Origin of the sequence: Bradyrhizobium sp. 134 (assembly GCF_023074155.1) — a bacterium.
Classification (GTDB): domain Bacteria; phylum Pseudomonadota; class Alphaproteobacteria; order Rhizobiales; family Xanthobacteraceae; genus Bradyrhizobium.
Genome location: NZ_JADPKX010000069.1, coordinates 160477 through 185668, shown reverse-complemented (window position 1 = coordinate 185668; position 25192 = coordinate 160477). Strand labels below are relative to the sequence as shown.

Below are 25192 nucleotides of genomic sequence, written 5' to 3'. Positions count from 1 at the left end.
GCCGACCGCTCGAAGTCGAGCGATCGAGATCAGGCTTCTGCTCAGTAACGGCCGAGGCTCGGGCCGCCGAACTTGTAGTTCAGGCGGACGAGGCCCATGTCGACATCCTGACGGATGCGGTCGGTCGAGGGCACCAGCGCGAAGGTGACGTTCTTGTCCTGCAGGAAGATATGGTTGTACTCGACGCCAACCGACCAGTTCGGGGCGAAACCGTACTCGAGGCCGGCACCGACCGTGCCACCCCAACGGGTTTGATCGTTCGAGGACAGCAGTGCGCCGCCAAGGGTCGAGACTTCATACTTGCTGCCGGCGACAGCCGCACCGCCCTTGGCGTAAATGAGGACGTTGTTCCAGGCGTAACCGATCTGACCGGTGATCAGACCGAACGAATCGATCTTGGAGCGGTTGCGAGTGGCGAACAGCGCGCTGACGTTGTCGCCCGAGAAGTCAGCCCAGTTGCCCTGACCTTCGATGCCGAACACCCACTGGCCCGACTGCATCCGGTAGCCGATCTGACCGCCGACCGTGCCGCCCGTCGCATCGTGGGAACCTTCACGGCCACCGCCGACGAGATCCCAGGTCGAATGCGCGGAACCGCCGCCGCCGTTGACACCAATGTAGAAGCCGCTCCAGTCGTAGATCGCGGCAACCATCGCCGGCGCCTTGGTGTAAGGCCGCGCAGCGAGGTCAGCAGCCACCGCCGGTGCAGCCGCGCCGAGCGCGACAAGGCTCACAGCAGCAAGCAACAGATTCTTGTTCATTTGATTCCCGTTCCAGTTTCGTCGTTAGGCCCCCGGGCCGTGGCGTCGTCATAACAGCGCTCGACGGAATTGCTGTAACCTCGACGCCACAGTCCGCGCCAAAGGATCGCGCTTCATTAATGAAGATTTACCAGCGCGCGCGGGAAATCCTTTGAAACAAGTGTTTTCATGAGTTCCATCGTCGGCTACACGACGTCTGCAGCACGTGCGCGTGACAACGTCGCGCGCACGTTCGCGTGATTGGAGAATTGAATGCGCAGACGAATTGCTCTCCCCATTGTCGCCACATTTTCGCTCGCACTCGCCACATTTGCGCTCACGCTCGACGCAAGCACGCCGGCGCGCGCGTTCGGTACTCACCATGCCTTTTGTCTCACCGGCGATGAATGGCCGGGGCTGAGCAATTGCACGTTCGATACTTACGCGCAGTGCCAGGCGAGTTCATCGGGCCGCGCCCTCAGCTGTATCGCGAACCCGTATTTCGCGGGCCAGAGCGACGATCCCTATGCATATCAGAACAGGCCGCGCGCCCAGGTGCCCGGCTATTCACCCGGTTACTACGTGCCGCGCTGAGATGCGCCGCGCTCGCCTCGCGCTGTTCGCGATCGGCCTGTTCCTCGCGGGCGCGCCTGCGCACGCGCAGACCTACGATCCGAGCTATCCGGTCTGTATGCAGATCTACGGTCCCGTCGGCTATTTCGATTGCCGCTACGCCTCGCTCGAGCAGTGCAGATTTTTGGCCGTCGGTCGATCGGCGACGTGCGTGGCCAACCCGTATTTTGCGCAGAAGAAGCCCCCTCGCCGCCCGAGTCGCGTCAACTAAATCGGGACGCTGATATGCGGCCTGCCCCGCATTGAGCGTCCAGTGTTGACGCGGGCTGATCCGGGTTTAAGTACGACAGAGAAATCTTGCAGGGGTGGCGACGTTCGCTGGGCTGGTTCCCGTTGACGCCACCATTGCAGGACATATGACGACATCGAAGCAAGCGACATCGCAGCAAGCGACCTCGCCCCGCGCGACCGCGGTCTCTGCGCCCCCTCATCTCGCCATCGTCCTGTTCTCGCTCGCGATGGGCGGCTTTGCGATCGGAACCACCGAATTCGCATCGATGAGCCTGTTGCCGTTTTTCGCCGCCGACCTCGGGATCGACGAGCCGACCGCAGGACACGCGATCAGCGCCTATGCACTCGGCGTCGTGCTGGGCGCGCCGCTGATCGCCGTGCTCGGCGCACGGTTGGCGCGGCGCGCGCAGCTGTTGGTTCTGATGGCCGTGTTCGCGCTCGGCAATGCCCTCACCGCGCTGGCGCCGGGCTTTGGCTCGATGATCGCGGCGCGTTTTCTCTCGGGCTTGCCGCATGGCGCCTATTTCGGCATCGCCGCGCTGGTCGCAGCCTCGCTGGTCCCCCAACATCGTCGCTCGCAGGCGATCGGCCAGGTGATGCTCGGCCTGACCGGCGCCACCATCATCGGTGTGCCGCTGGCCAATCTGATTGGGCAGGCCATCGGCTGGCGTGCGAGCTTCGGCCTCGTGTCGGTGCTGGCGTTGCTTACGGTGCTGCTGTGCGCCCTGTTCGCGCCGCGCGACCAGGCTGGCCGGTCCGATCCGCTGCGGGAGCTCGGAGCGCTGCGAAGCGGCCGCGTCTGGATCACGCTGGCGATCGGCGCCATCGGATTCGGCGGCATGTTCGCGGTCTACACCTATCTGGCGACGACGCTGATCGAGGTGACCAAGGTCAGCCCCGCGCTCATACCGCTTTTTCTGGCCGTGTTCGGCATCGGCGCCACGCTCGGCAATCTGGTCATACCGCGCTTTGCCGACCGTGCGCTGATGCCGACGGCGGGCGGCATCCTTCTGTTCTCGGCGGTTGCGCTGCTGGTGTTTCCGCTTGCCGCCGGCAATCCCTGGGCGCTGGCGGCAGACGTCTTCGCCATCGGCGCCGGCGTCTCGCTCGGAGCCATCCTCCAGACGCGGCTGATGGACGTCGCCGGAGACGCGCAGGCGCTCGCCGCCGCACTCAACCATTCGGCGTTCAACACCGCCAATGCGCTCGGCCCGTTCCTCGGCGGCCTCGCCATTCGCGAGGGGCTGGGGTGGACCTCCACGGGGCCCGTCGGCGCCGCGCTGGCGGTTCTGGGTTTCCTGATCTGGATCGTCGCCTATCGGGACGCCAAGTCTGTTGAAGCCAAGTCTGTTGCAGCCAAGTCTGCTCCAGCCGATATCCGCTCGGGAAGCAGCGCGGCCCCACCGGAGAATCCCCCGGCGAGACCGGCACCGCCGCTGGCGCCGGATGATCGAAGCCGTTCGGATGCTGCCCGAGATCCGGTGGCTTGAGGACGCCTCCTTAACCAGCGAGCGTCACGATCAACGGTCCGCTTCGGGTTGCGATCACGGTGTGTTCGTATTGAACGGTCGGCGCCTCGGGGCTGCTGTAGAGCGTCCACGGATCATCGCCATCCTGTGCCCATTCGGCGCCAAGGGACAGGAACGGCTCGACGGTGAACACCAGGCCTTCGCTCATGATGCGGCGTTCGGAGCGGTCGGGCCATGTTGCGATCTCCGTCGGCTCCTCATGGAGCGACAGGCCGACGCCGTGACTGGCAAGGTTCCTGACCAGGCTGTAACCGTTCTTCCGCGCAAAGGTCCCGATGGCCTGACCGATACCGGCAATCGGTTTGCCGGCTCCGACCTGCTGCAGGCCCGTCCACATCGCGCGCCGGCCATCCCTGCAAAGACGTTCGACGGCGCGGGTTGCGGGCGGAACGGCGAACGACGCTCCCGTGTCCGCAAAGAAGCCGTTCTTCTCGGCTGACACGTCAATGTTCACGAGGTCCCCGCGCGCGATCCGCCGATCGCCCGGGATGCCATGAGCGATCTCCTCGTTCACGCTGATGCACGTCGCCCCGGGAAAGTCGTAGGCCAGCTCCGGAGCCGAACGTGCGCCGGCAGCCTCCAGCAGTGTTCGCCCGATGCGGTCGAGCTCGGAGGTGGTCATGCCCGGCTCGAGCGCCTTCCCCATTGCCTCCAGGGTATTGGCGACGATGCGCCCGATCTCTTTCAGGCGCGCGAGGTCGTTGTCATCCGAGATTGTCATGTCGTGCTCTTCCGAAAGCCGGGACATAGCGCTTGTGACGGCGGCTTGCAAACGGGAGAGATCGTTTCCAAAACGCGTTCAGATTTCGTCGAGCAAGATGCGGACTTTGGCAGCCAGGTCTTCGATAGCGAAGGGCTTTGGAAGCAGATGCTTGCCGGCATCGAGCACGCCATTGTGAACGATTGCATTGCGCGTGTAGCCGGTGGTGAACAGCACTTTCAGCGCGGGGTATCGTCTCGACAGCTCGGCCGCAAGCTCGGCGCCGGTCATGTCGGGCATGACGACATCCGTGAACAGCAGATCCGGAACGAAACCATTTTCGATCGTCCTGATCGCCTCTCTGGCACTGGCTGCCTCGATGACGACGTAGCCGAGTTCGCGCAGGCTTTCGGAAGACATGCTGCGGACGCTCGTCGTCTTCCACGACGAGAATGGTTTCGTTCTGATGGCTCGCACCGGCGGGTATCTCTTGCTGCGACAGGTCCGAGCCCGCCTCCTCGCCGGCGAAGCGTGGAAGATAGATCTTCACGGTCGTGCCAACGTCGACTTCCGAGCCAATTTTGACATGGCCGCCCGACTGCCGCACGAAACCGTAGACCTGACTGAGGCCGAGGCCGGTGCCCTTGCCCACGACCTTGGTCGTGAAAAACGGATCGAACACCTTGCCGAGCACATCGGCCGGAATTCCCGTGCCGTTGTCCGTCACGGCCACCAGAACGTACTGCCCGGGTGCGAGTGCATACTCGCGCGCATACTTTCGATCGATCGAGGCGTTGCTGGTTTCTATCGTCAGCCTGCCCCCCTTTGGCATGGCATCGCGCGCATTGACCGCGAGATTGATCACGGCGCTTTCCAGCTGGGCCGGGTCTACCTTGACCCGCCAGAGGCCAGCCGCCAGCACCGTCTCGAGGCGGATAAGCTCGCCGAGTGACCGCTCGAGCAGCTCGCTCATCCCGCCGACCATCTTGTTGATGTCCACGACCTCAGGCGCGAGAGGCTGTTGGCGCGAGAACGCGAGCAGCCTCTGCGTCAACGTGGCTGCGCGATTTGCACCGTCGATCGCGCCCTCGATGAAGCGGTCTATGCTGACCTCTCCCCTGCCGAGCCGCCGCTTGGCAAGGTTCAAGCTGCCGAGGATCACGGCCAGCATATTGTTGAAGTCGTGGGCAATACCTCCGGTCAATTGCCCGACGGCTTCCATCTTCTGGGATTGCCGCAACTGCTCTTCGGCTTTCATGCGCTCGGCGATTTCGTCGGCAACACGTTGCTCCAATCCGGCATTGAGCGCCTCGAGCCGGGTCAAGAGCTGGGCGTTGTCGATAGCGGTGGCGGCATGGCCGGCAATACCAAGCAAGGCGGCCTCATGCTCGGCCTGGAATTTACCCGTCTCGGCGTGGCCGAAGAAAAGTCCGCCGAGGACTTCGCCGGTTCGCGAGATCACGGGGACCGCCAGGTAGGATCGGACCGGAAGATGGCCCTCGGGCATGCCTTTCCGCGGCACGTTCTTGCCATAGCGGGGGTCCTGCAGGATGTCGTCGGACCTCACCACGCCAGAGCCCTCAAAGGTCGGGCCAAAGACCGCGGTGTTGCGGGGCATCGGAAAGGTTTCAAACGCAGATCGCGGCGCACCCGACAGCGAATACAGCACGTAGCTGCCGCCATCCGGCGCCAGAACGTTGTAGAAAAAGGCACCGAATTGAGCACCCGTGAGGCCGACGCCGGCATCCGTCACGATCTGGACGATTGTCTCGAGGCCGCGTTCGCGAGAGACCGAAGCCCCGGTATCATTCAGTATTCTGAGATGACGCTCGGTTTTCTTTTGCGCGGTGATATCCAGAACCGTCCCGATGAACCGAACAGCCTGGCCGTTGGCAAAGATGGCTTGACCGGTGGCGGCGATCCAGCGTTCGACGCCGTCCTCGATGCCGATGGTTCGGTATTCCATATTGTAATGTGCCGGCGCGTGCGGCGTCAGCGCTGCGGACACGGCCTCGTGGGCGCGCTGCCTGTCTTCGGGATGAAGGCCCTTCAGGAACGACCCTTCATAGCTGACTTCGGCGTCCGGCGATAAACCGAACACCTCCTTGCAGCGCCTGTCCCATCGAAGAACGTTGTTGACCGGGTCGTAGTCCCAGGTGCCGATACCAGCGGCGTTGTTCGCAAGCGTCAGTCGTTCGGCAGCCTCCCGCGCCGCCTGCTCCGATCGGACGCGCTCGATGTGAGCCCACGACCGCTCGGTCACCTCGGTGAGCAAGGCGAGCTCCCGCGGCGTCCACTGGTGCGGGCCCCGGTGATGAATCGCCATCAGGGCGGTCAGGCGCCCTTCTTTCACCAGGGGCATGCAGATCGTCGAACCGATCCCGATGTTCTGGAAAGTGGCGGCTTCCTCAGGCGCAAGCTCCTTCAAATTATCGTTGATGATAAGGGGCCTGCCGGCGCCGAGCTCTCGCACCGCCTTCTTGCCGAAGTCAGCCAGACTGTAGTGCCCGAGGATATGCACCGCGCCCGGCGCCGCCCAATCCCCGCGGATGGTGAAGCCGTCCTGGTCGGGATCCATATCGGCATAGGCGCAGCTCGATACGTCGAGATGCTCGCCAAGCATCCTGGTCGTCACCGCCATCACGCCGTCGGCATCACGGGTCTTGGCCGTCTCCTTGTTGAGTGTGTCCAGGAAAAGCAGCCGGGCTTCGTTCTCCCGGACGGCCGTCTCCGCACGTCGGCGCTCTACGGCCGTGCGCGTGCGCTCGGCAACATCGCGGATAAGCTCCAGCTCTTCGGGGCTCCATTCGCGCGGCCTGGCATTGTTCAGATACAGCAGCGCCACCACCCCGTCGGGTTCGGAGATCGGCATGTTGACGAGCGCGCGCGCAGAGATCGCCTCGAGAGCCTCGGCACGATCGCCGACGCGAGGGTCTTTTTCCGCATCGGCACAGATGACGGTCTCGCCCCGCTTGAGGTCTTCGATGTAGCTGCCATAGTCGCGGAAGCGCAGCACGCCTGCGAGGCTCAGGATGCCCGGTGCGTTCCAGTCGCGGACAATGGTGATGGTCTCGGCTGAGGTGTCGACCGTGCCGTAGCCTGCCCTGCTGACGTTCAGGCTGCGGCCAAGCAGCTCTGCCGCGGCATAGGCGAGATCGTCCGGATTGTTGATCTCTCGGATGTAGTCGCCGAGCGTGGCTAAGACGGAATTGCGATCGGCCGAGCGGACCCCGGTCGCTGTCGTCATTGGTCTTCCCCTGCCACTTTCCTGGCTCCACGATGAGCCAGTGTTTGATCGTCCCGCTGCTGCTCGCTTCGACCGTGAGCCCGCCTGACCCTGTGAGTGATGCAGGCAGGTGGCACAAATGTCTGCGCAATAACCGCATGATGGCATTTAGGTTCCCGTCATCACCGTCCCCTGGAAGCCTGGCCATCGACCCGGACTTCCACCAGGTCGGTCCAGCTGCCGCTAGGCGGCTCCAAGCCCCACGCCCACCCTACACCGGCGTGTAGATCACGAGCTTCAGCGCCGGATCGTCATTGGCCTGAAAGCTCGTGTGCTCGAACCGGAGCACGCCCTTGGTCGGATGGTTCATGGTCTTGAGGCCCGCGGCAGTGCTGCGGATCTCGTGCGCTTCCCACCATTTGACGAATTCCGGACTGCCCTGGCGCAGCCGCGTCAGCAATTCCGTAAAGGCGGGATCGCCGGCCCAGACGTCGTGAGTGGCGCGAAACATCGCAACCATGCTCTTCGCGACATCCGCCCAGCCGGCACCGTAGAACTTTCGCGTCTGCTTGTTCGTCAGCACCAGCAGCAGCGTGTTGCGGTCCTGCTCGGGCAATTGTCCGAACCCGAAGATCTCCTCGGCCGCCGCGTTCCAGGCCAGCACGTCCCAGCGCCGCCCCGTGATGTAGGCCGGCTGCTTCAGGCTTTCGATCATCCGCCGAATTGGCGGCGGCACGATCTCGCGCGTGAACGCGCGCCTGTCGCCGTCGCGGGCCAGTGCCTTGAGATGGGCGTGCTCGGTCTTGCTGAGGCGTAGCGCACGCGCCAGCGCGTCGATGGTGGTGACCGAGGGGCTGACGGTGCGCCCCTGCTCGAGGCGGATGTACCAGTCGACGCCGATGCCGGCGAGCTGCGCCACCTCCTCGCGGCGCAGGCCCGCGGTACGGCGCCGCCGGCCGGCAGGAAGCCCGACCGTCTTCGGCGACAGCTTTTCGCGGCGGGACCTGAGAAAGTCGCCGAATTCGACGCGGCGTGGGTCGGCCATGGTGACGTGCCTCGATGGAGGGCCTAGGGAATACTAGGATAATACCAGGCCTTCTTGGGCTTGGGAAGGCGGTGCATATGGGCATCACCCGAATATGAGGTGACCCATGAAAGCCGCCGTACTCAAATCCCTGGGATCTCCGCTCGTCATCGAGAATGCACCCGAACCGGTGCTCGGGACCGGCGAGGTCATCGTGGACGTCATCGCAACGCGGGTGCTGTCCTACATGAACGAGGTCTTCAGCGGCGAGCGGAACTATGCGCTCGAGCTGCCGATCATCCCGGGACCTGGCGGCATCGGCCGGGTGCGCGCCATCGGCCCGGACGCGACGAAGCTCAGCGTCGGCGACTGGGTGTTCTGCGACCCGACGGTGCGTTCGCGCGATGATGTCGTTTCGCCCGACATCGCCCTGCAAGGCCTCACGGCCGCCGGTGCGGGAGGCATGCGCCTGCAACAGCATTTTCGCCACGGCTCGTTTGCCGAGCAGATGCGGGTGCCGACGGAGAACGTCAAGCGGCTCGGCACGATCACGCCGGAGGACGCCACGCGATGGTGCGCGCTGGGGACGCTGCTGGTGCCCTATGGCGGCTTTCTCGCCGCCAACCTTCAGCCCGGCGAGACCGTGCTGGTGAGCGGCGCCACCGGCAATTTCGGCAGCGCCGCCGTCTCGGTCGCGCTCGCGATGGGCGCGGCCTGTGTGGTCGCACCCGGCCGCAACGACGAAATTTTGGCCGACCTCGTCCGGCGTTTTGGTGACCGCGTGAAGCCGGTCAAACTCACCGGCAACGAAGACGACGACCGTGAGCGCATGAAGCGAACGGCGCCCGGACCGATCGACTGCGTGCTCGACATCATGCCGCCCTCGGTGAGCACGAATGTCGTGCGCGCGGCGATCATGACGGTGCGCGCCTACGGCCGCGTCGTGCTGATGGGCGGCGTCGGCATGGCCGGCGGCACTGGCCTCGAGCTGCCTTACCCCTGGATCATGCGCAACTGCATCAGCATCCACGGCGTCTGGATGTATCCGCCGGATGCGGCAGGCCGCCTGATCACGCTGGTGCGCGCGGGACTGCTCAGGCTGGAGGAGTACGAAGCTACCGCGTTCGACCTCGACCACGCCAACGAGGCGGTAGCCCATGCCGCCGCCAATGGCGGGCCGTTCAAGTTGACGGTGATCCGGCCTTGAGCGCCCCGGGCGTGCGGCCGCCCATTTTTTTCGTCAGCCCGGCCAAGCACTTGGCTACTGTGCATGGGGTTGTTTTCGCGGTTTTTATTCGAGCTCGATCACCTGGCCGTTCGACAGCGACACGCGGCGGTCCATGCGGCCGGCGAGCTCCATGTTGTGGGTCGCGATCAGCATGGAGACCTTGGTCGCCTTCACGAGCTGCATCAGGGCCTGGAAAACGTGGTCCGCGGTGTGCGGATCGAGATTGCCGGTCGGCTCGTCCGCAAACAGCACCCGCGGAGCATTGGCCACCGCGCGCGCGATCGCGACGCGCTGCTGCTCGCCGCCCGACAGCTCGGACGGACGGTGCGTGATGCGCTCGCCGAGGCCGAGATAGCCAAGGATCTCCTTGGCGCGCTTGATGCTCTCGGATTTCTTGAGGCCGCGGATCATCTGCGGCAGCATGACGTTCTCCAGCGCCGAGAACTCCGGCAGCAGCCGGTGCGACTGGTAGACGAAGCCGATATCGGTGCGGCGAAGCTGGGTGCGCTCGATGTCCGGCAGTTGCGAGGTCGGCGCGCCATTGACGTAGACCTCGCCGGAATCGGGCGCTTCCAACAGACCCGCAATGTGCAGCAGCGTCGACTTGCCCGAGCCGGACGGCGCCACCAGCGCGACGGACTGGCCCGCCCACAGCGCGAGCTTGGCGCCGTCGAGAATCGTCAGCGGCACCTCGCCCTGCAAGTACTGCCGCTTTATCTCGTGGAGATAAATGACCGGTACATCTTCCGCCCCCTGCTGCTCCATCAGCCCCTCACTCGTACCGCAGCGCTTCGACGGGATCGAGGCGCGCGGCGCGCCAGGACGGATACAGCGTCGCCAGGAACGACAGCGTCAGCGCCATGATGACGACGGCCGAGGTCTCGCCGATGTCGATCTCGGCGGGCAGCTTCGACAGGAAATACAGCTCTGGCGAAAACAGCTCGGTGCTGGTCAGCCAGGACAGGAATTGCCGGATCGACTCGATGTTGAGGCAGATCACCAGCCCGACGATGAAGCCGACCATCGTACCCACCACGCCGATCGAGGCGCCCGTGATCAGGAAGATGCGCATGATCGAGCCTTGCGAGGCCCCCATCGTGCGCAGGATTGCGATGTCGCTGCCCTTGTCCTTCACCAGCATGATCAGGCCGGAAACGATATTGAGCGCCGCGACCAGCACGATCATGGTGAGGATCAGGAACATCACGTTGCGCTCGACCTGCAGCGCGTTGAAGAAGGTCGAGTTGCGCTGGCGCCAGTCGACCAGGAACACCGGCCGCCCCGCCGCCTCCGTCACGGCCTGACGGAACGCGACGATCTGATCCGGATTGGTGGTGAAGACCTCGATCGAGGTGACGTCGTTACTGCGGTTGAAATAGGCCTGCGCCTCCGCGAGCGGCATGAACACGAAGCCGAGATCATACTCGGACATGCCGATCTCGAACACCGCGGCGATCTTGTACGGTTTTATGCGCGGTGTCGTGCCCATCGGGGTGACCGCGCCCTTCGGCGCCACCAGCGTGATGCTGTCGCCGGCGTGCAGCGACAGCTGGTCAGCGAGGCGCCGGCCGATCGCGACCCCCTGCCCGTCGTCAAAGCCCTCGAGCGAGCCCTGCTTGATGTTCTTGGCGATCGACGTGAGGTTGTTGAGGTCGTCGGAGCGGATGCCGCGCACCAGGACGCCGGAGGCGTTCCACGGCGATGAGGCCAGCGCCTGGCCATCCACCACGGGCGCTGCGAGCCGGATGCCCTGGACCTGGCTGAGGCGGTCGGCGACGTCCTTCCAGTCCGTGAGCGGCGATTCCAGCGGCTGGACCAGGATGTGGCCGTTGAGCCCGAGTATCTTGTCGAGCAGCTCCTTGCGGAAGCCGTTCATGACGGCCATGACGATGATCAGCGTCGCCACGCCCAGCATGATACCGAGGAAGGAGAACCCGGCGATGACCGAGATGAATCCCTCCTTGCGGCGCGCCCGTAAGTAACGCGCCGACAGCATCCACTCGAATGGCGCAAAAGGCGCGGTTTGAACGGTTTCGGTCATGGTCTCATCCATCGCTCGATAGTCCCATGATTCGGGGTCAAATGTGGCCGGATTGGCGGCCGCGATCTCGGGCGATGAACAATATTCAGCCGACCAGCCTTATCAGCCCACAAGTCTTGCGACCGCGTCCTCAGGCGACATGGTCTCGCGGGCGCCGTCACTTCGCCGCTTGAGCTCGACCTTGCCGTCGGCGAGCCCCTTCGGCCCAATCATGATCTGCCAGGGGATGCCGATCAGGTCGGCGGCGGCGAATTTGGCTCCGGCCCGCTGGTCGGTGTCGTCGTAGAGCACGTCGACGCCCTTGGCGGACAGCTCCGCATAGAGCTTCTCGCAGGCCGCGTCGACCGCGGCATCGCCCTGCTTGAGGTTGAGAATCGACACGCGGAACGGGGCAACGGCCTCCGGCCATTTGATGCCGGCATCGTCATGGCAGGCCTCGATGATGGCGCCGAGCAGGCGGGAGACGCCGACGCCGTAGGAGCCGCCGTGGATCGGCACGTCGACACCGTCGGGGCCCGCCACCAGCGCCTTCATCGCGTCGGAATACTTCGTGCCGAAATAGAAAATCTGCCCGACCTCGATACCGCGGGTGTTCACCCGCTTATCCGCGGGCACTTCCTGCTCGAAGCGCGCGGCGTCGTGAACGTCTTCCGTCGCCGCATAGACCGAGGTCCATTGCTTGATGATCGGCGTCAAATCGCTCTCATAATCGACGTCCTCGCCCGGCACCGGCAGATCCAGCACGTCGCGATTGATGAAAACGCCGGATTCGCCGGTCTCGGCGAGCACGATGAACTCGTGGCTGAGATCGCCGCCGATCGGGCCGGTCTCGGCGCGCATCGGGATCGCCTTCAGCCCCATCCGCGCGAAGGTGCGCAAATACGCCACGAACATCTTGTTGTAGGCGACGCGCGCCGCGGCCTCGTTGAGGTCGAACGAATAGGCGTCCTTCATCAGGAACTCGCGGCCGCGCATCACGCCGAAGCGCGGGCGCTGCTCGTCGCGGAATTTCCATTGAATATGATAGAGATTCAGCGGCAGGCTCTTGTAGGACTTCACATAGGCGCGGAAGATCTCGGTGATCATTTCCTCGTTGGTCGGACCGTACAGCAGCTCGCGCTTGTGCCGGTCGGCGATGCGCAGCATCTCGGGGCCATAGGCATCGTAGCGGCCGCTCTCGCGCCAGAGGTCGGCAAGCTGGAGCGTCGGCATCAACAGTTCCAGCGCACCGGAGCGGTCCTGCTCCTCGCGCACGATCTGCTCGATCTTCTTCAGGACGCGGAAGCCGAGCGGCAGCCAGGCATAGATGCCGGCGGCCTCCTGCCGGATCATGCCGGCACGCAGCATCAGCCGATGCGAGACGATCTCCGCCTCTTTCGGATTTTCCTTCAGGATGGGCAGAAAGAACCGCGACAACCGCATGGCAATACTCGAGGAATCAGTGATGGCTTGCAGTGAAACCGGATTGGGAGCCAAAACACAAGACCGGGAATGAGGAAAACCCGCTAACACAGCGGAATTCCTGTCATTTTTCCGTCGACTTCAGGTTCGACGCGAGGTGCCGAAGAGCCGGGTTCAGGGCGCCGCCACCTCAAGTTCGTCCTCCAGCGTGATCTTCTCGAAATCGGTCACGAGCGCGTCGATCCGCACATGCCAACGGCCGGCAAAGGGCAGCTCGACCTTGCGCACGTGCCAGTAGCGGTCCGGCCCCAGCAAGGCGTTCCGCTCCATCGGCTCAATGCCGCGTTCGGGCAGGCTCAGCGTCAGCGTCACCTCCTTGGCCTCGAGAACCGCCCCCTCGCCGGTCATGAGCTGCAGGACGAAATCGTCGATACCCGCCTTGCCCGGCGAGACCAGGACCTGAAACATCGCCCTGTCGGTGTGGATGTGGATCGCCAGCGGCGTCTCCGGAGCGATCGTTCGCGGCGGCGGCGTGAAGCGCCAACCGGCCACGACGGCGAAGATGCCTAGCGCGATCGCGCATTCGAGTACGATCGAGCACTTCAGTGCCGGCGCGGCCTTGTGATCCCCCGCCAGAGCTGGAGTCAGGCGGAAGCGGTTGAGCGCGGCAAGCGCCAGCAGCACGAGGACCAGTGCAAGCTTGATCGAGAGGATCAATCCATAGCGGGTCTCGACCAATGCAGACGGCTTTTCGAGCTGGACGATGGCGAGCGCGAGGCCGGTCAATGCGAGAACGCCAACGGCCGGCGCCGCGATGCGAGAAAAGCGGTTCACGACGGGCAATGTCGCGACGGGTCGCTTTGACAACAGGGCGCCCAGCGGCGCGAGGGCCCCAATCCAAAAGGCGACACCGAGGCCATGGAGAAAGATTGCCGGCCGCGTCAACAGTTCGGGCGGTGCCGTAGCAGCGTGCCCGGTCATGGCCAGCGACAAGCCGACGCCGACGAAGGCAATGATCGCCAGAGCGCGCGCGCACCACGCGCTGCCTAGCGCCAGCAATGCGAACAGCATTGCAGCGACGGCCACGAGCAAGGCCGGGCCCGCGCTGGTCCCGGATGCGACTTTCCAGGGAGCCATCGTCGCGAGAGCGGATAGCGGTAGGCCGAGGAGATCCAGCCCCAGCACACCAAGGGACACCACCGCGCTCGGGACGCCGATGGCGAGCGCCACGCACGGGATGGTTATGCCGGTCATCGACCACGCAACCCAGCGTGCAAAGAAAACGCCGCCGACGCCGACGAACAGGCCAAGATAGAGACCGACCCGCGCCAGCCAGATCAGCACGTTCAATCCGCCATCGGCGTTTGCGGGAGGTTGCGTTCCCGTCGGCGTGCCGATCGAGAAGATCACCGATCCAGCGACGGGATGGCCGTCCTGCGAGATCACGCGATAGCTGACGACGGCCGTGCCTTGCGGCAGGTCCGCCGGCATCGCGACCGAGATGGTCGCGCCCGATGCGTCGACGCGCACGTCATCCCGCGCCGTGCCCGCGCCGTCGATCAGCCGGATCGCGCCCGGCGTCACCGTCTCGTTGAAGCGCAACTCCACCATCTTCGGCGCGCTCGCGAGCATGCTGCCGCTCGCCGGCTCGACCGCGACCAGCGCCGCGTGCGCCGAGGCGCCGGTCGCGAAGCCGACAACGAGGAGCAGCGTCGCGAGCGCGGCAAGCAGGCGCATCAGGGTTTCGGCAGGAGTTTCACGCCCGGAGCCGGCGATTTGCTCTCATGCGAATGCCCTGCGCCCTCCGCGGGGATCTCGATCCAGCGACTGACGCCGGTCTCGCATTCCTGGACGACGGGGAAGTACAGGATCGTGTTCGGCTTGAGCGTGTCGGTCAGGGCCGTGTGCATGACGAACTCGTCATAGTTCTTGTCCGGCAGCTTGCCGCCAGACCAAGTCACCTCCTTGACGCCGGACGAGAGCTTGTTGCCGTGATAGTCGTATTCGCTGGCGTATTTGCCCTCGACCACGTCAACACTCCAGCCCGCCTTCGGCATCGGCTTTACCGCGATGACGCCTTCCGGAATCTGCACCCGGATTTTCACCGTGGGCGAGCCCGCGCAACCGTGCGGGACGGCGAAAACGGCTTTGTACGATCCCCCCACTGTCGCCTGCTTGCCTTCGAGGAAGACGTGCGCAGTTGCCGGCGTTGCCGCAAATACGCCCAGAAAGATCAGCCAGGTTCGCTTCGACATATTGGGTCTCCCGAAGGTCCAGATCACGCGCGTCACATCTTCATTCCCGAATGATCAGGCATTTTCTTCATCATGTGCCCGCCCTCGCCGGGCGCCTGCGCGCCGACCCCCTGGACGTCGAGAGAGACGGCGACCTTGCCGGCCTTCTCGAACTGAAGCGTCACCGGCACCTTGTCGCCCTGCTTGAAGGGGCCCTTCAGCTCCTGAAGCATCAGGTGGTAGCCGCCGGGGGCGAACTTCACCGTCTTGCCGGGATCGATCACGAGCCCCTTGTCGAGCAGGCGCATCTTCATCACGCCATTGTCCATCGCCATCTCGTGGACCTCAGCCTTCCCCGCGATATCGGCGGAAACGCTGACCAGCTTGTCTGCCACTGGGCCCTTGTTCTCGATGGTCAGATAGCCGCCGGCCACCTTGGCTCCGCCTGGTGTCGCCCGGCTCCACGCCTGCGAGATGACGAGATCGCCGGCCTTGATGTCCTCGGCCTGCGCGACGGCACAGGCGGTCAGCAACAGTGAAATTGCAAGGAGAGTTCGTCCGATAGTCTTCATGTTGATTGCCTCTTTCACGATTGATCGGGCCGAGAATGGCCCTGCATTCTTCCGCGACGATCTTCCGCCGCCACCCGCATCGGCATTCGGAATGCCGGCCTGCCGCGGAGCCGAATATAGACCCAAGCGCCATTTGCACGTCACCATCGATACCTCATTCCAGCATACACTGCCCGTCCCGTGCCCGGCTCAAACAATGCTGACGTCGCCGTCGCTCGATCGATGATGCTCGCGCTGGCTATGTAGGTCTTGTTGGTGAGATTGCGCCCCTCGATGTAGGCAGACATCGGGCCACCATTGTCGAAGCCGGCTTTCAATCCCAACAGGGCGTAAGGCTCTGACGTCAGCGTGTTCATGCTGTCGACGAAGTAGGCCTGTGGCACCCATTCGACGTTGGGTCCAACATAGAACCCGGTAGGGTGCTTGTAGAGAAGCTCCGCGCGCAGGTAGTGATTTGGAGCTCCCGGCAATCGATTGTTTCCGAAGGTCGGATCTTTGTCGAAGCGGAAGTCGTTGAAGGAATAAGCCAGATTCAGCCAGATCTTGTCCGGAGCCGGGCCGTTGACGAAGATGTCACGAAAGATTGCTGCGCCCGCGCCGGCCTCGATGCCTTCATGGATGGTGCGGTCGGCGTTGGTCACATTGCAATTGCCGAAAGTACTATAGAGGCATTGCAATTCGTCGCGAATGTTGGCCCGGTAGGCCGTCAGTTCCCAGGCATAATCAGATCGCTTCATGCGAGTCCCGATTTCGTACGTGGTGGCAATCTGCGGGCGGATGCTGGTGAACGGGATCGTCGGAATGCCGAGACCGATCGCGCTTTCGCCAAAGCTCGGCACCTCGGCACTCCGCGAGACATTGGCGAAGGCTTGCCAGGCCGGATCGATTTGCCACAACAGACCGCCTTTCGGCGACCAGAGATTAAAGCGCGTTGCCCCCGATTGATCCCCGTCGCTGAGGAAACGATCCTGCCGATTGCGGGTCGCGTACAGAAACTGCGTGCCGCCGATCACTGCAAGATTTGGAAGGACGTAGAAGCTGTCTTCGACATAGGCGGAGGTATTCTCCGACCGATCGATCGAGGAAGAAAGCAGTGCACCCTTCTGCCCGCCAATGTTGGCGAACTGCTGGTTGTCGATGCTGCCGTTCAGCACATTTACGCCTGCGACCAACTTGTTGCGGAAGCCGCCAATGGTGCGGTCATCCGTGATCTTCGCGAATCCGCCGTAGTCCTTGTACCGGTAGTCCAGCCACTGGAAAATCGGATGCATCAAATGGCGATCGACGCCAAAGGCGCCGAATTCGACTTTGGTGTCATCGAAACGAACGGTGGTTTTGTTGGCGAGCCTGACAGTATCGATGTTGCGCTGCTGATCCATCGCAACATTCGCCGGTGCAGCAGCTTCCGGATCGGTCAAAGCGGACGTTTTGGTCACGGTACCCGGAATTCGCTGCCGCACTTCGTTGGCATTGAGGTAGAACCGTGTCTCGACATCCGGGGAGAACTGATAGCCCACATTACCGCTCAAGCGGTTGCTCGAGCCGAAGCTGTGATCGCGAAATCCGTCTGCGGCCTGCGTGGAAGCGGTCACGAACCCGTCCCACGGCCCGTTGACGCCGCCTGCGTTCGCCTGGAGTCGTTTGTAGCCAAATCCTCCGACATCGAAGGACACACCATTCGGAAACGAGTCGCGGCCGGTCGGGGTCACGAAGTTGATCGCGCCTCCCAGCGAATTGGCGCCGAACTGAAGCGCGTTGCCGCCCTTGAAGACTTCGACATATTTGTAGGCGCTCGGATCGATCTCCTGGAAATCGCCATAGCCATCCGCAGTGTTGATCGGAATGCCGTCCATATAGAGCTGCACACCGCGCAGATGAAAATTGCGCGACAGGCCGGACCCGCGAATCGAAAGGCGGGTGTCGTCGCCCCATTTGGGCTGGGCGTACACGCCGGGCACGTAATCCAGAACATCCTTGATCGTGTTGGACGGCGTCGAGTTCCTGTACGCCTCGGCCGACACGAGCGCCACGCCGCCCGGAGTCTGGTTAATCTCCGCCAGCGCTTGTTGCGCCGTCAGAACCGTCAGGGCACCCGGAGCCCCGGCACTCTGTTCGCTCGCGGTTTGCTGCGGCGATGGGGTCGTTCGCGGGCTTCGCGTGACGCGCGCCGATCGCGCCGTATTGCGTGGCGGTCGGACCGCCGACGCGCGCTTCTGCTGAGGCGCCTCGACGGTGATTGGCGGCAACACTGCGCTGCTGCTTTGGGCAAAGGCGCCGCTCGACGATGCAAGCAGCGCGGCCTGAATGGCAACGACGCTCACACCACGGCGGGCATGACAACGTAACATGGGGCATTCCTGACGCCGGGCGTTCTCTCCGGCCATTCGACAGCATCAATCGCCTGCGGCGGACCGCGGCGATCACGAGAGTCGTCAGGAAAATTGAGGCGGTGCGCGCGCCTGCGCGTTTGTGCCTTTATGGGCTGCGCCGGCGGATGCCTCCGCCGCGTGCCACACCACGCGCTCGGCGTGGCGGAAGGGAACGGAAAGCGCGGCGTGCGGCGGCGAATCGAGCGACGCGCCCACCTGCGCCAGGCAACAGAGGGCGCATGCACCGGCATGTGCGACCGGCGTACCCGCCGGATCGTTCAGGCCGCCTTGCTCGCCTGCGCTGTGGCAGATGACGGCGGCGGACAACGGATCGGCCACGGCTTGGCCGGCCGCCAGACAGGCGGCAATCGGCGCCAGCACCTGCATCACCAGGGCGAGCAGGACCAGAGGTAGGAATTTTTGCAGCCGTGCGCGCATCCGCCGAACCATTCGTTCGTCTACTAAACACCGGCGGATGGCCAAGTCGAGCCCGGTTCCGCCGCCTCCTTAATCCAGCGCAAATTTCCCGGAAAACTGTGGTCCGGCCGCCCGCAGGAGGGAACCTCCGGCATTTGAGGCAGTCGAGCACCCGGCCCCATCCACGGATTTCCTATATTTGTCATATGCTTACAGAGCCAAACGCCCGATCATTTCGTCAATTGCTCGAATTTTGAACATTCGTTGCCGAAAATGATGACAAGTGAGAAAAGTTGATCTAGCATCCTCTTGCTCAGGCTGGCCGCGAGGTCGAAGTCTGGTGGTCCAAGTCTCGGGAGGAGCCCCTGACGCGCAAAATGCAGCGTCGCCCCGCCAATCAAGATCAAATCTTAGAATCGGGGATAATAGGGTCGACACAATTTTCGAGCGGGGCTAGGGCCCCGCTCTTTTTTTGTCTGCGGGGCTAAAGCACCGATGAATGCTTCTCCCAATCCGATCGAACAGAGCTTTGAACTTGCAGCCTCGCGCTGCACCGATCTCACGCCACACGTCTATCAGCGGCTGTTCGAACAGCATCCCGAAACACGGGCGATGTTCCGCACGCAAGGCAGCGAACTCGTGATGGGATCGATGCTGGCTCTCACGATCGAGGCGATTCTCGACTTCGCCGGTGATCGCCGCGGGCAATTCCGGTTGATCGCGTGCGAGGTCGCCTCGCACGATGGCTACGGCACGCCGCGCGAGCTGTTCATCGCCTTCTTCGCCGTCATCAGGGATACGCTACGCGATCTTCTCCGCGATGAATGGTCGGAGGACATCGCGCAGGCCTGGGACCGACTGCTCATCGAGATCGACGCGTTCGCGGGTGTCCCGGCCTGACGCTTTGCGCTGCACCAACACGGGCTCGCGGCGACCCGCCGTTGATTGCGGATTGAGTGGCACCAACTCTTGTGAGACACTTTCGGACATCGGTCGCGCAATCAATGACGCGCCGAGATAAAATTGTATGGGAGCGAGCGATGTCCGGGACGAAAGATTTCTCGACGACGAGGCGCGATCTTCTTCAGGCGGCAGCAACCGCCGGCGCCGCGACTGCCATCCTCGGCAGCATGGGCATTAACCCCGCCCTTGCAGCCGAAGTCGGACGAAGCGAGAAGCCGCTGAAGGCGGCGTTCTCCAACGCAGGCCTCCAGGCCACCTGGTGCGCGCAGGGCAAGCAGGCCGCGGAATTCTGGGGCAAGCTGTTCAATGTCGAAGTCACCTGGTTCGACGGCCAGCTCGATGCGGTGAAGCAGCGCGCGGCGATCGACAACATGGCCTCGCAGAAATGGGACTTCGTCGCAATCCAGGCCTTTGGCATCGGCACCCTCACCCAGCCGGTGCAGAAGATGATCGACGCCGGCACGCCCGTGATCGACATGGACACGCTGATCGCGCCGCTGGACCAGATCAACGTCCACTCCTTCCTCGCCCCCGACAACGAGTTCATGGGCGCCTCAGTGACGCAGGCGCTGTGCAACGCCATGGGCGGCAAGGGCAAGATCATCATGACGCAAGGAGCCCTCGGCCACACCGGCGCGCAGGGCCGCGCCAAGGGCTTCAACAATGTCGTGAAGCAATTCCCCGGGGTCGAGGTGCTCGACACCCAGCCGGCCGACTGGGATGTGTCGAAGACCGCGCGTCTCTGGGAAACCTACCTGACCAAGTATCCGCAGATCGACGCGGCGTTCTTCCACAATGACGACATGGCCCTGGCCGCCGCCAACATCATGAAGGCGCGGGGCCGCACCAACATCCTGATCGGCGGCGTGGACGCGATGCCGCCGGCGATCCAGGCCGTCAGCGAAGGCCGCATGTTCGCCACCGTTCGCAATCCGTCCTGCCGGATTCATGGCGGCGCCGTCATCGCGGGCGTTTCCGCCGTGGTCGGCGGCGAAAAGAGCGGACAGGGCATTCCCAAGAACGTCGTCACCGACGGTCCTGTGGTGACCAAGGCCAACGCCGCCGGGATGCAGTGGATGCAGGATCACTTCCTGATCTGAGCCTCCATGCGAGAGGATCGTTCGCCTATCCTGGAACTGCAGGGCATCACGAAGAGCTTCGGCGGCGTCGAGGCGCTTCGTGGTGTCGACTTCGCGCTCTCACCCGGCGAGATCCATGGTCTCGTCGGCGAGAACGGCGCGGGAAAAAGCACGCTGATGAAGATCATCGCCGGCGTGCACACCGAATTCTCCGGCCGCTTCCTGATCGACGGACAGGAGATGCATTTCCGGTCGGCCCGCGACGCCCACAGCGCCGGCATCGCCATGGTGCACCAGGAGCTCTCGGTCGCGCCCGACCTCACGGTCGCGGAGAACGTGTTTCTGGGCAACCAGCCGACCAACCGCCTCGGCCTGGTGCAATGGCGGCGGATGGCGCGTGAGGCCGGCGAGCAGCTCGCCCGCTTCGGCATCGACGTCGATCCGATGAGCAGGCTCGGCGATCTCCCGATCGGGCTGCAGCAGCTGATCGAGATCGCGCGCGTGCTGTTCTCCGGCGCGCGCATCGTCATCCTGGACGAGCCGACCTCTGCCCTCTCCCCGCCCGAGGTCGAGCGATTGTTCGCGACGCTGCGCCGGCTGCGTGAGGAAGGCACGGCGATCGTCTTCATCTCGCATTTCATCGAGGACATTCTTCGGGTGTCCGACACCGTGACCGTGTTCCGCAACGGACGGAAGGTCGCGGAGACGGCAAGTGCTGCGACCAGCAAGGGCGCGCTGATCGAGGCCATGATCGGCCGCGGCGGCGAAGCGCTCGAGCACAGCTACAGCGACGATCTGATGCTGCCGCGGGCGAGCGACAGCTCGGTGGTCCTGAAGGTCGACCAGCTGTCGCTGGCCCGCAGCCTGAAGGACATCTCCTTCGAGGCGCGCGCCGGCGAAGTGCTCGGCATCTACGGGTTCATGGGGTGCGGCCAGCAGGAACTGTCGCGCATCTTGTTCGGCAAGCTGAAGCCGGACGGCGGCACGCTCGCGGTCGATGGCAAGCCCAAGACGTTTGCCAGCACGGCAGCGGCGCGGCGCGCCGGCGTGGCGCTGGTGCCGGAGAGCCGACGCGCGATGCTGTTTCACCAGGAGCCGGTCTATAAGAACATCTCGATCAGCATTCTCGATCGCATCTCGGCGTTGCTGCTCAAGCCGGCGCAGGAGCGCGACATCGCAAAGCGCCAGGTCGAGCAGCTCCAGATCAGGCCGCCGGTGGTCGGGCTCGATCTCGGCATGCTCTCCGGCGGCAATCAGCAGAAGGTCGCGCTGGCGAAATGGCTGACCTATCCGCCCAAACTCCTGGTGCTGTGCGAACCGACCCGCGGCATGGATGTCGGTGCCAAGAACGACGTCATCAATATCGTCCGCGATCTCCGCGCCAAAGGGCTCGCGATCATCGTGCTCTCGACCGAGCCGGAAACGGTGCTGTCGCTGGCCGACCGCATCCTCGTGCTCAAGCGCGGCGCATTGGTGCGTGAATTCAAGAACGAGCCGGTCAGCAAGGACCGCCTGCTGGAAGCGGCGTGACGGAGAAGCACCATGGCGAGCAGTGACACGGCTTTGGCGGCGGGGCAGCGGGCGCGAGGGCTTGCGCCGTTCCTGCGCTCGCAGATGCGCAACATCGCCCCGTTCCTGACGCTGATCTTTCTGTCCGGCTTCTTTGCGCTGGCCAGTCCCTCCTTCGCGACGCTGGACAATCTCGGCAACATCCTGACCCAGGTCTCGGTCACGGGAATCATCGCCGTCGGCCTCACCTTCGTGATCCTCTGCGCGGAGATCGACCTCTCGATTGCCAGCATCGCCAACGTCACCGGCATCGCGGTCGCCTACTTCACGCTCCAGGAATCCTACGTCAACATTCCCAACATTCCCCTGCCCGGCGCGGCGGCGATCCTGCTGGCCATTTTGCTCTGCGCGTTCCTCGGTCTCGTCAATGCACTGGGACTGACCGTGATCGGCATCCCTTCCTTCATCATGACCTTGGCGATGATGCAGATCGCGGCCGGAATCTCGGCGCTGCTGGTGCGCGGCCAGATCGCCTACAAGGTGCCCGGCGTGATCACCACGCTCGGCTCCGGATCGATCGGCGGCATCCCATGGATCGTCATCGTCGCCGCGATCATGCTGCTCTTGGGACATCTGTTGCTGACCTACACGCGCTTTGGCCGCTACGTCTACATGGTCGGCGGCAACCGCGAGGCGGCCGAATATTCCGGCCTCAACGTCAAGCTCATCCTCGGCGCAGTCATGGTGATCTCGGCGGTGTGCTCCGGTATCGGCGGCATGCTCGGTGTGGCGCATTTCGGCAGCGCGCAGCAGAACGAGTTCGATACCTATCTGCTCGACTCCATCGCCGCCGTCGTGGTCGGCGGCACCAGCCTGTTCGGCGGTCGCGGCGGCATCGGCAACACCATCGTCGGGCTCTTCGTCCTCGGTGTCCTCAATAACGGCCTTGACCACGTCAACATCGACAGCTTCCTGAAAATCCTGATCCGCGGCCTGATCCTGCTGGCGGCGCTGGTCATCAACGTCTATGCGCAGCGGCTGAGGGAGAAAGCGGTGGAATAGCCACCCCTCAAAACAAAAAGCGCGAAAACAACCCCATGCACAGTAGATACTGTGAGGGAATTCAACGAGTTATAAAATCCGAAATGCGATGATGCGACCGCAGCGACGGTTTGACTCGTCGGGCAAAACAGGAGCAGGATGTCACGATGGCGCTTGCTCCGGTGCCTCCCCTCGTCATTGCGAGCGCAGCGAAGCAATCCAGACTGCCGCCGCGGAAAGATTCTGGATTGCTTCGCTGCGCTCGCAATGACGGTGGGCAACAGAGGCAATCCCAAGATCACCTCGATCGCGGAGCATGAGACCGCCGCCTAGCTCTCCGCCTTCTCATCCGGCGCAAGCCGCGAGAACCGGAAATTGCAGTGGCTCGCACCGCCCGCGAGCGTCTGCGTCCTCTCCAGGTGGATGCCTCGCGCTGCGTAGGCGACGAAATCGAGCCCGCAAATATTCGGCAGGATGTCCTTGTCGCCATGGCGCGCCGCCAGCTTGCAGAAGCCGCAAGCCTTGTAGTTGATGCCGAATTCAAAACTGTCACCCGTATCAGGCTCGACGAAATCGTAGACGAAATCTTCCGGAAACTCGGTCTGATGGCTTTCGGTCGCGCTTCTTGCCGCCTGCTCGCGCAGCAAGGCCAGGTTCTCCGGCGACATGAACTGACGACCCGAGGCGAGACGATCCGCTTCCGACACGGTGAGCAATTGCGCCTTGTAGGTTTCCCGCTCGATCTCGCCGATCACAGGCACTGGGACGCCGTGGCGTCGCAACACCCGGCTGATCGCCGTGAAGCCCATGAGACGCATGAAGAAATCGCTCATGCGGCTCGCCGCGCCGCCGACATAGGGCATCTGGGTGAGCACGATGTCGAATTCGTCCATCACTTCCTGCCTGATCCCGTCGATCCCGGAAAGCTGCGCGCGCTCGCGCAACATCGCTTCGGCCAGGTCGAGCCGATCGCGCATGGCGGCCTCCATTGCACCGCGATGCGCCTCGTAAAACGGATGAATGATCTTAGCCATGGGACACCTGATATGATTGGTTCATTGCAATGTCGGCGGGTTTCATTCGGCGGCGATCGCCTCGATCTCCAGCAGCCATTTGCTGTCGACGGTCTCGACGATCACGACCGTCAGCGCGGGCTGATGTTCGCCCAGCATCGCGCGACGAATGGAGCGGTTGGTCACGAGTTGATTGCGGTCGGTCAGGAACGTGTTGACCTTGACCAGATGCGCGATGCCGAGGCCGGCGGCGGCGAGCACCTCGATCACGTTGCGCCAGGCCTGCTCGCACTGCGCCTCAAAACCGTCAGGGACGGCGCCGTCGGTCGTCTCAGGCACCTGGCCGCTGATGAACAACAGGCGGCGATGCTGCGTCAGTTCAAGCCCCATGCTGTAGCCGCCGGCGGGCGGGTGGACCGTTGCGGGATTGTGGCTGACGATGTGAGCTGGCGGCATGGGGTTTCTCCGGATTGCGGGCTGACCGTAGCCGGCGCCATCACCGCTTCGCAAAGCATCATTGCTGCGGTTCAACGCAAGAAAATCTATTGCAAGGCCGCAGCCCATCGGTGTCAAAATGGAGCCCGATGACCTACGCCCTTCCCCCACTCAACGCGCTCCGCGCCTTCGAGGCCGCCGCCCGGCATCTCAGTTTCAAGCTGGCCGCATACGAGCTGCACGTGCCCCCCGCCGCCGTGGGGCAGCAGGTGAAAGCGCTGGAGGCGCGCCTCGGCGTGCAGCCGTTCGAGCGGCTGCACAAGCAGCTCATCCTCACCGCGGCCGGTCAGGCCTATCTGCCCGGGGTCTCCGAAGGCTTTCGCCACATCGCGGAGGCGACCTCGCACTTGAGACCGGCAGGTGCGGTGCTGCTGCAATTGGGCGTCCATGGCAGCTTCGACCTCCGCCGCCTCGATCTGGCGGCGTTTCGCAGCACGCATGCGGAGATCGGCTTGCGGGTGCTGCATCCGGCCGGCCTGCAGGAATTGCTCGAGGGCAAGGTCGACCTGCTGATCGCCCGAGGTCTGGGCCACCATCCGGGCTATCGCTGCGACCGGCTCGATGAGGGATCGGGTCTCGGTGACTGGCTGGTTGCGCCTGAAGGCACCGCGGATTGCCCCGAGATCGTCAGTTTTCGCGCGTGGCTGCGGGCGCTGCCGGTCGAGAAGGCGCTCGCAAATCGTCGCCCTCGTCTGGTAGGTGTCAGCGGATGGCGCATCCGGTGAGCGTTTGGCTCACGCTGAGGGC

The 25192-nt window shown here is 63.8% G+C and carries 22 protein-coding genes and 1 pseudogene; 9 read left to right on the top strand and 14 right to left on the bottom strand.

Annotation, left to right across the window (positions count from 1 at the left end):
* Positions 1–41: 41 nt before the first annotated feature.
* Entirely contained in the window at positions 42–761 is a 720-nt protein-coding gene (locus IVA75_RS26040; protein WP_027567162.1) for an outer membrane beta-barrel protein, read from the bottom strand.
* A gap of 252 nt (positions 762–1013) precedes the next feature.
* Between IVA75_RS26040 and IVA75_RS26035 the strand changes: the two genes are divergently transcribed.
* The 3 genes from IVA75_RS26035 (at position 1014) to IVA75_RS26025 (ending at position 3094) form a co-directional block, all read left to right on the top strand.
* A complete protein-coding gene (locus IVA75_RS26035) occupies positions 1014–1334 on the top strand; it encodes a DUF3551 domain-containing protein (RefSeq protein WP_247289522.1) in 321 nt (106 codons plus the stop codon).
* 1 nt (position 1335) lies between these two features.
* Complete coding sequence (locus IVA75_RS26030) at positions 1336–1584, top strand: DUF3551 domain-containing protein (RefSeq protein WP_027567164.1); 249 nt, start codon at positions 1336–1338, stop codon at positions 1582–1584.
* A gap of 145 nt (positions 1585–1729) precedes the next feature.
* A complete protein-coding gene (locus IVA75_RS26025) occupies positions 1730–3094 on the top strand; it encodes an MFS transporter (protein WP_247289520.1) in 1365 nt (454 codons plus the stop codon).
* 10 nt (positions 3095–3104) lie between these two features.
* Here the strand turns inward: IVA75_RS26025 and map are convergent, their stop codons facing one another.
* The 3 genes and pseudogenes from map to IVA75_RS26010 all read right to left on the bottom strand — a co-directional run bounded on the left by map (position 3105) and on the right by IVA75_RS26010 (position 8104).
* On the bottom strand, positions 3105–3854 hold the full coding sequence (gene map, locus IVA75_RS26020) for a type I methionyl aminopeptidase (protein WP_247289999.1): 750 nt from the start codon (positions 3852–3854) through the stop codon (positions 3105–3107).
* A gap of 78 nt (positions 3855–3932) precedes the next feature.
* Positions 3933–7080 (bottom strand): annotated as a pseudogene (locus IVA75_RS26015) (GAF domain-containing protein).
* 250 nt (positions 7081–7330) lie between these two features.
* Positions 7331–8104 (bottom strand): helix-turn-helix transcriptional regulator, encoded by a 774-nt coding sequence (locus IVA75_RS26010; protein WP_027567168.1) that lies wholly within the window; start codon positions 8102–8104, stop codon positions 7331–7333.
* Between the two features lie 106 nt (positions 8105–8210).
* Between IVA75_RS26010 and IVA75_RS26005 the strand changes: the two genes are divergently transcribed.
* Positions 8211–9290 carry a zinc-binding alcohol dehydrogenase family protein gene (locus IVA75_RS26005; protein WP_247289518.1) on the top strand — a complete coding sequence of 360 codons (1080 nt, stop codon included), beginning with the start codon at positions 8211–8213 and terminating at the stop codon, positions 9288–9290.
* 84 nt (positions 9291–9374) lie between these two features.
* Here the strand turns inward: IVA75_RS26005 and IVA75_RS26000 are convergent, their stop codons facing one another.
* The 8 genes from IVA75_RS26000 to IVA75_RS25965 all read right to left on the bottom strand — a co-directional run bounded on the left by IVA75_RS26000 (position 9375) and on the right by IVA75_RS25965 (position 18366).
* Positions 9375–10076, bottom strand: a complete 702-nt coding sequence (locus IVA75_RS26000; RefSeq protein ID WP_247289516.1) for an ABC transporter ATP-binding protein — start codon at positions 10074–10076, stop codon at positions 9375–9377.
* A gap of 7 nt (positions 10077–10083) precedes the next feature.
* Positions 10084–11364: a lipoprotein-releasing ABC transporter permease subunit gene (locus IVA75_RS25995; RefSeq protein WP_007603606.1), complete on the bottom strand. Its 1281-nt coding sequence runs from the start codon at positions 11362–11364 to the stop codon at positions 10084–10086.
* 90 nt (positions 11365–11454) lie between these two features.
* Positions 11455–12774 carry a proline--tRNA ligase gene (proS, locus tag IVA75_RS25990; RefSeq protein ID WP_247289514.1) on the bottom strand — a complete coding sequence of 440 codons (1320 nt, stop codon included), beginning with the start codon at positions 12772–12774 and terminating at the stop codon, positions 11455–11457.
* Positions 12775–12927: 153 nt separating this feature from the next.
* A complete protein-coding gene (locus IVA75_RS25985) occupies positions 12928–14490 on the bottom strand; it encodes a CopD family protein (protein ID WP_247289511.1) in 1563 nt (520 codons plus the stop codon).
* On the bottom strand, positions 14490–15008 hold the full coding sequence (locus tag IVA75_RS25980; protein WP_247289510.1) for a YcnI family protein: 519 nt from the start codon (positions 15006–15008) through the stop codon (positions 14490–14492). Before IVA75_RS25980 ends, IVA75_RS25985 begins: the two co-directional genes overlap by 1 nt.
* Positions 15009–15040: 32 nt before the next feature.
* On the bottom strand, positions 15041–15559 hold the full coding sequence (locus IVA75_RS25975) for a copper chaperone PCu(A)C (RefSeq protein ID WP_247289508.1): 519 nt from the start codon (positions 15557–15559) through the stop codon (positions 15041–15043).
* A gap of 140 nt (positions 15560–15699) precedes the next feature.
* A complete protein-coding gene (locus IVA75_RS25970; RefSeq protein ID WP_247289506.1) occupies positions 15700–17907 on the bottom strand; it encodes a TonB-dependent receptor in 2208 nt (735 codons plus the stop codon).
* 84 nt (positions 17908–17991) lie between these two features.
* The gene (locus IVA75_RS25965) at positions 17992–18366 is read right to left on the bottom strand and encodes a DUF2946 family protein (RefSeq protein ID WP_247289504.1); all 375 of its coding nucleotides are present in this window, start codon (positions 18364–18366) and stop codon (positions 17992–17994) included.
* Positions 18367–18840: 474 nt separating this feature from the next.
* Here IVA75_RS25965 and IVA75_RS25960 point away from each other — a divergent pair, with 474 nt between their 5' ends.
* The 4 genes from IVA75_RS25960 to IVA75_RS25945 all read left to right on the top strand — a co-directional run bounded on the left by IVA75_RS25960 (position 18841) and on the right by IVA75_RS25945 (position 22958).
* Positions 18841–19245, top strand: a complete 405-nt coding sequence (locus IVA75_RS25960) for a globin (protein WP_247289502.1) — start codon at positions 18841–18843, stop codon at positions 19243–19245.
* A gap of 140 nt (positions 19246–19385) precedes the next feature.
* Positions 19386–20408 (top strand): sugar ABC transporter substrate-binding protein, encoded by a 1023-nt coding sequence (locus IVA75_RS25955; protein WP_247289500.1) that lies wholly within the window; start codon positions 19386–19388, stop codon positions 20406–20408.
* A gap of 6 nt (positions 20409–20414) precedes the next feature.
* Positions 20415–21917, top strand: coding sequence for a sugar ABC transporter ATP-binding protein (locus tag IVA75_RS25950; RefSeq protein WP_247289498.1), 1503 nt, complete (start codon positions 20415–20417; stop codon positions 21915–21917).
* Positions 21918–21929: 12 nt separating this feature from the next.
* On the top strand, positions 21930–22958 hold the full coding sequence (locus tag IVA75_RS25945) for an ABC transporter permease (RefSeq protein WP_247289496.1): 1029 nt from the start codon (positions 21930–21932) through the stop codon (positions 22956–22958).
* A gap of 308 nt (positions 22959–23266) precedes the next feature.
* On the opposite strand, the gene IVA75_RS25940 is transcribed toward IVA75_RS25945, so the two are convergent.
* Positions 23267–23971 carry an L-2-amino-thiazoline-4-carboxylic acid hydrolase gene (locus tag IVA75_RS25940; RefSeq protein WP_247289494.1) on the bottom strand — a complete coding sequence of 235 codons (705 nt, stop codon included), beginning with the start codon at positions 23969–23971 and terminating at the stop codon, positions 23267–23269.
* Between the two features lie 42 nt (positions 23972–24013).
* A complete protein-coding gene (locus IVA75_RS25935; RefSeq protein ID WP_247289492.1) occupies positions 24014–24406 on the bottom strand; it encodes a RidA family protein in 393 nt (130 codons plus the stop codon).
* Between the two features lie 128 nt (positions 24407–24534).
* On the opposite strand from IVA75_RS25935, the gene IVA75_RS25930 reads away from it, so the two are divergent.
* Positions 24535–25170 (top strand): LysR family transcriptional regulator, encoded by a 636-nt coding sequence (locus IVA75_RS25930; RefSeq protein ID WP_247289491.1) that lies wholly within the window; start codon positions 24535–24537, stop codon positions 25168–25170.
* Positions 25171–25192 lie beyond the last annotated feature (22 nt).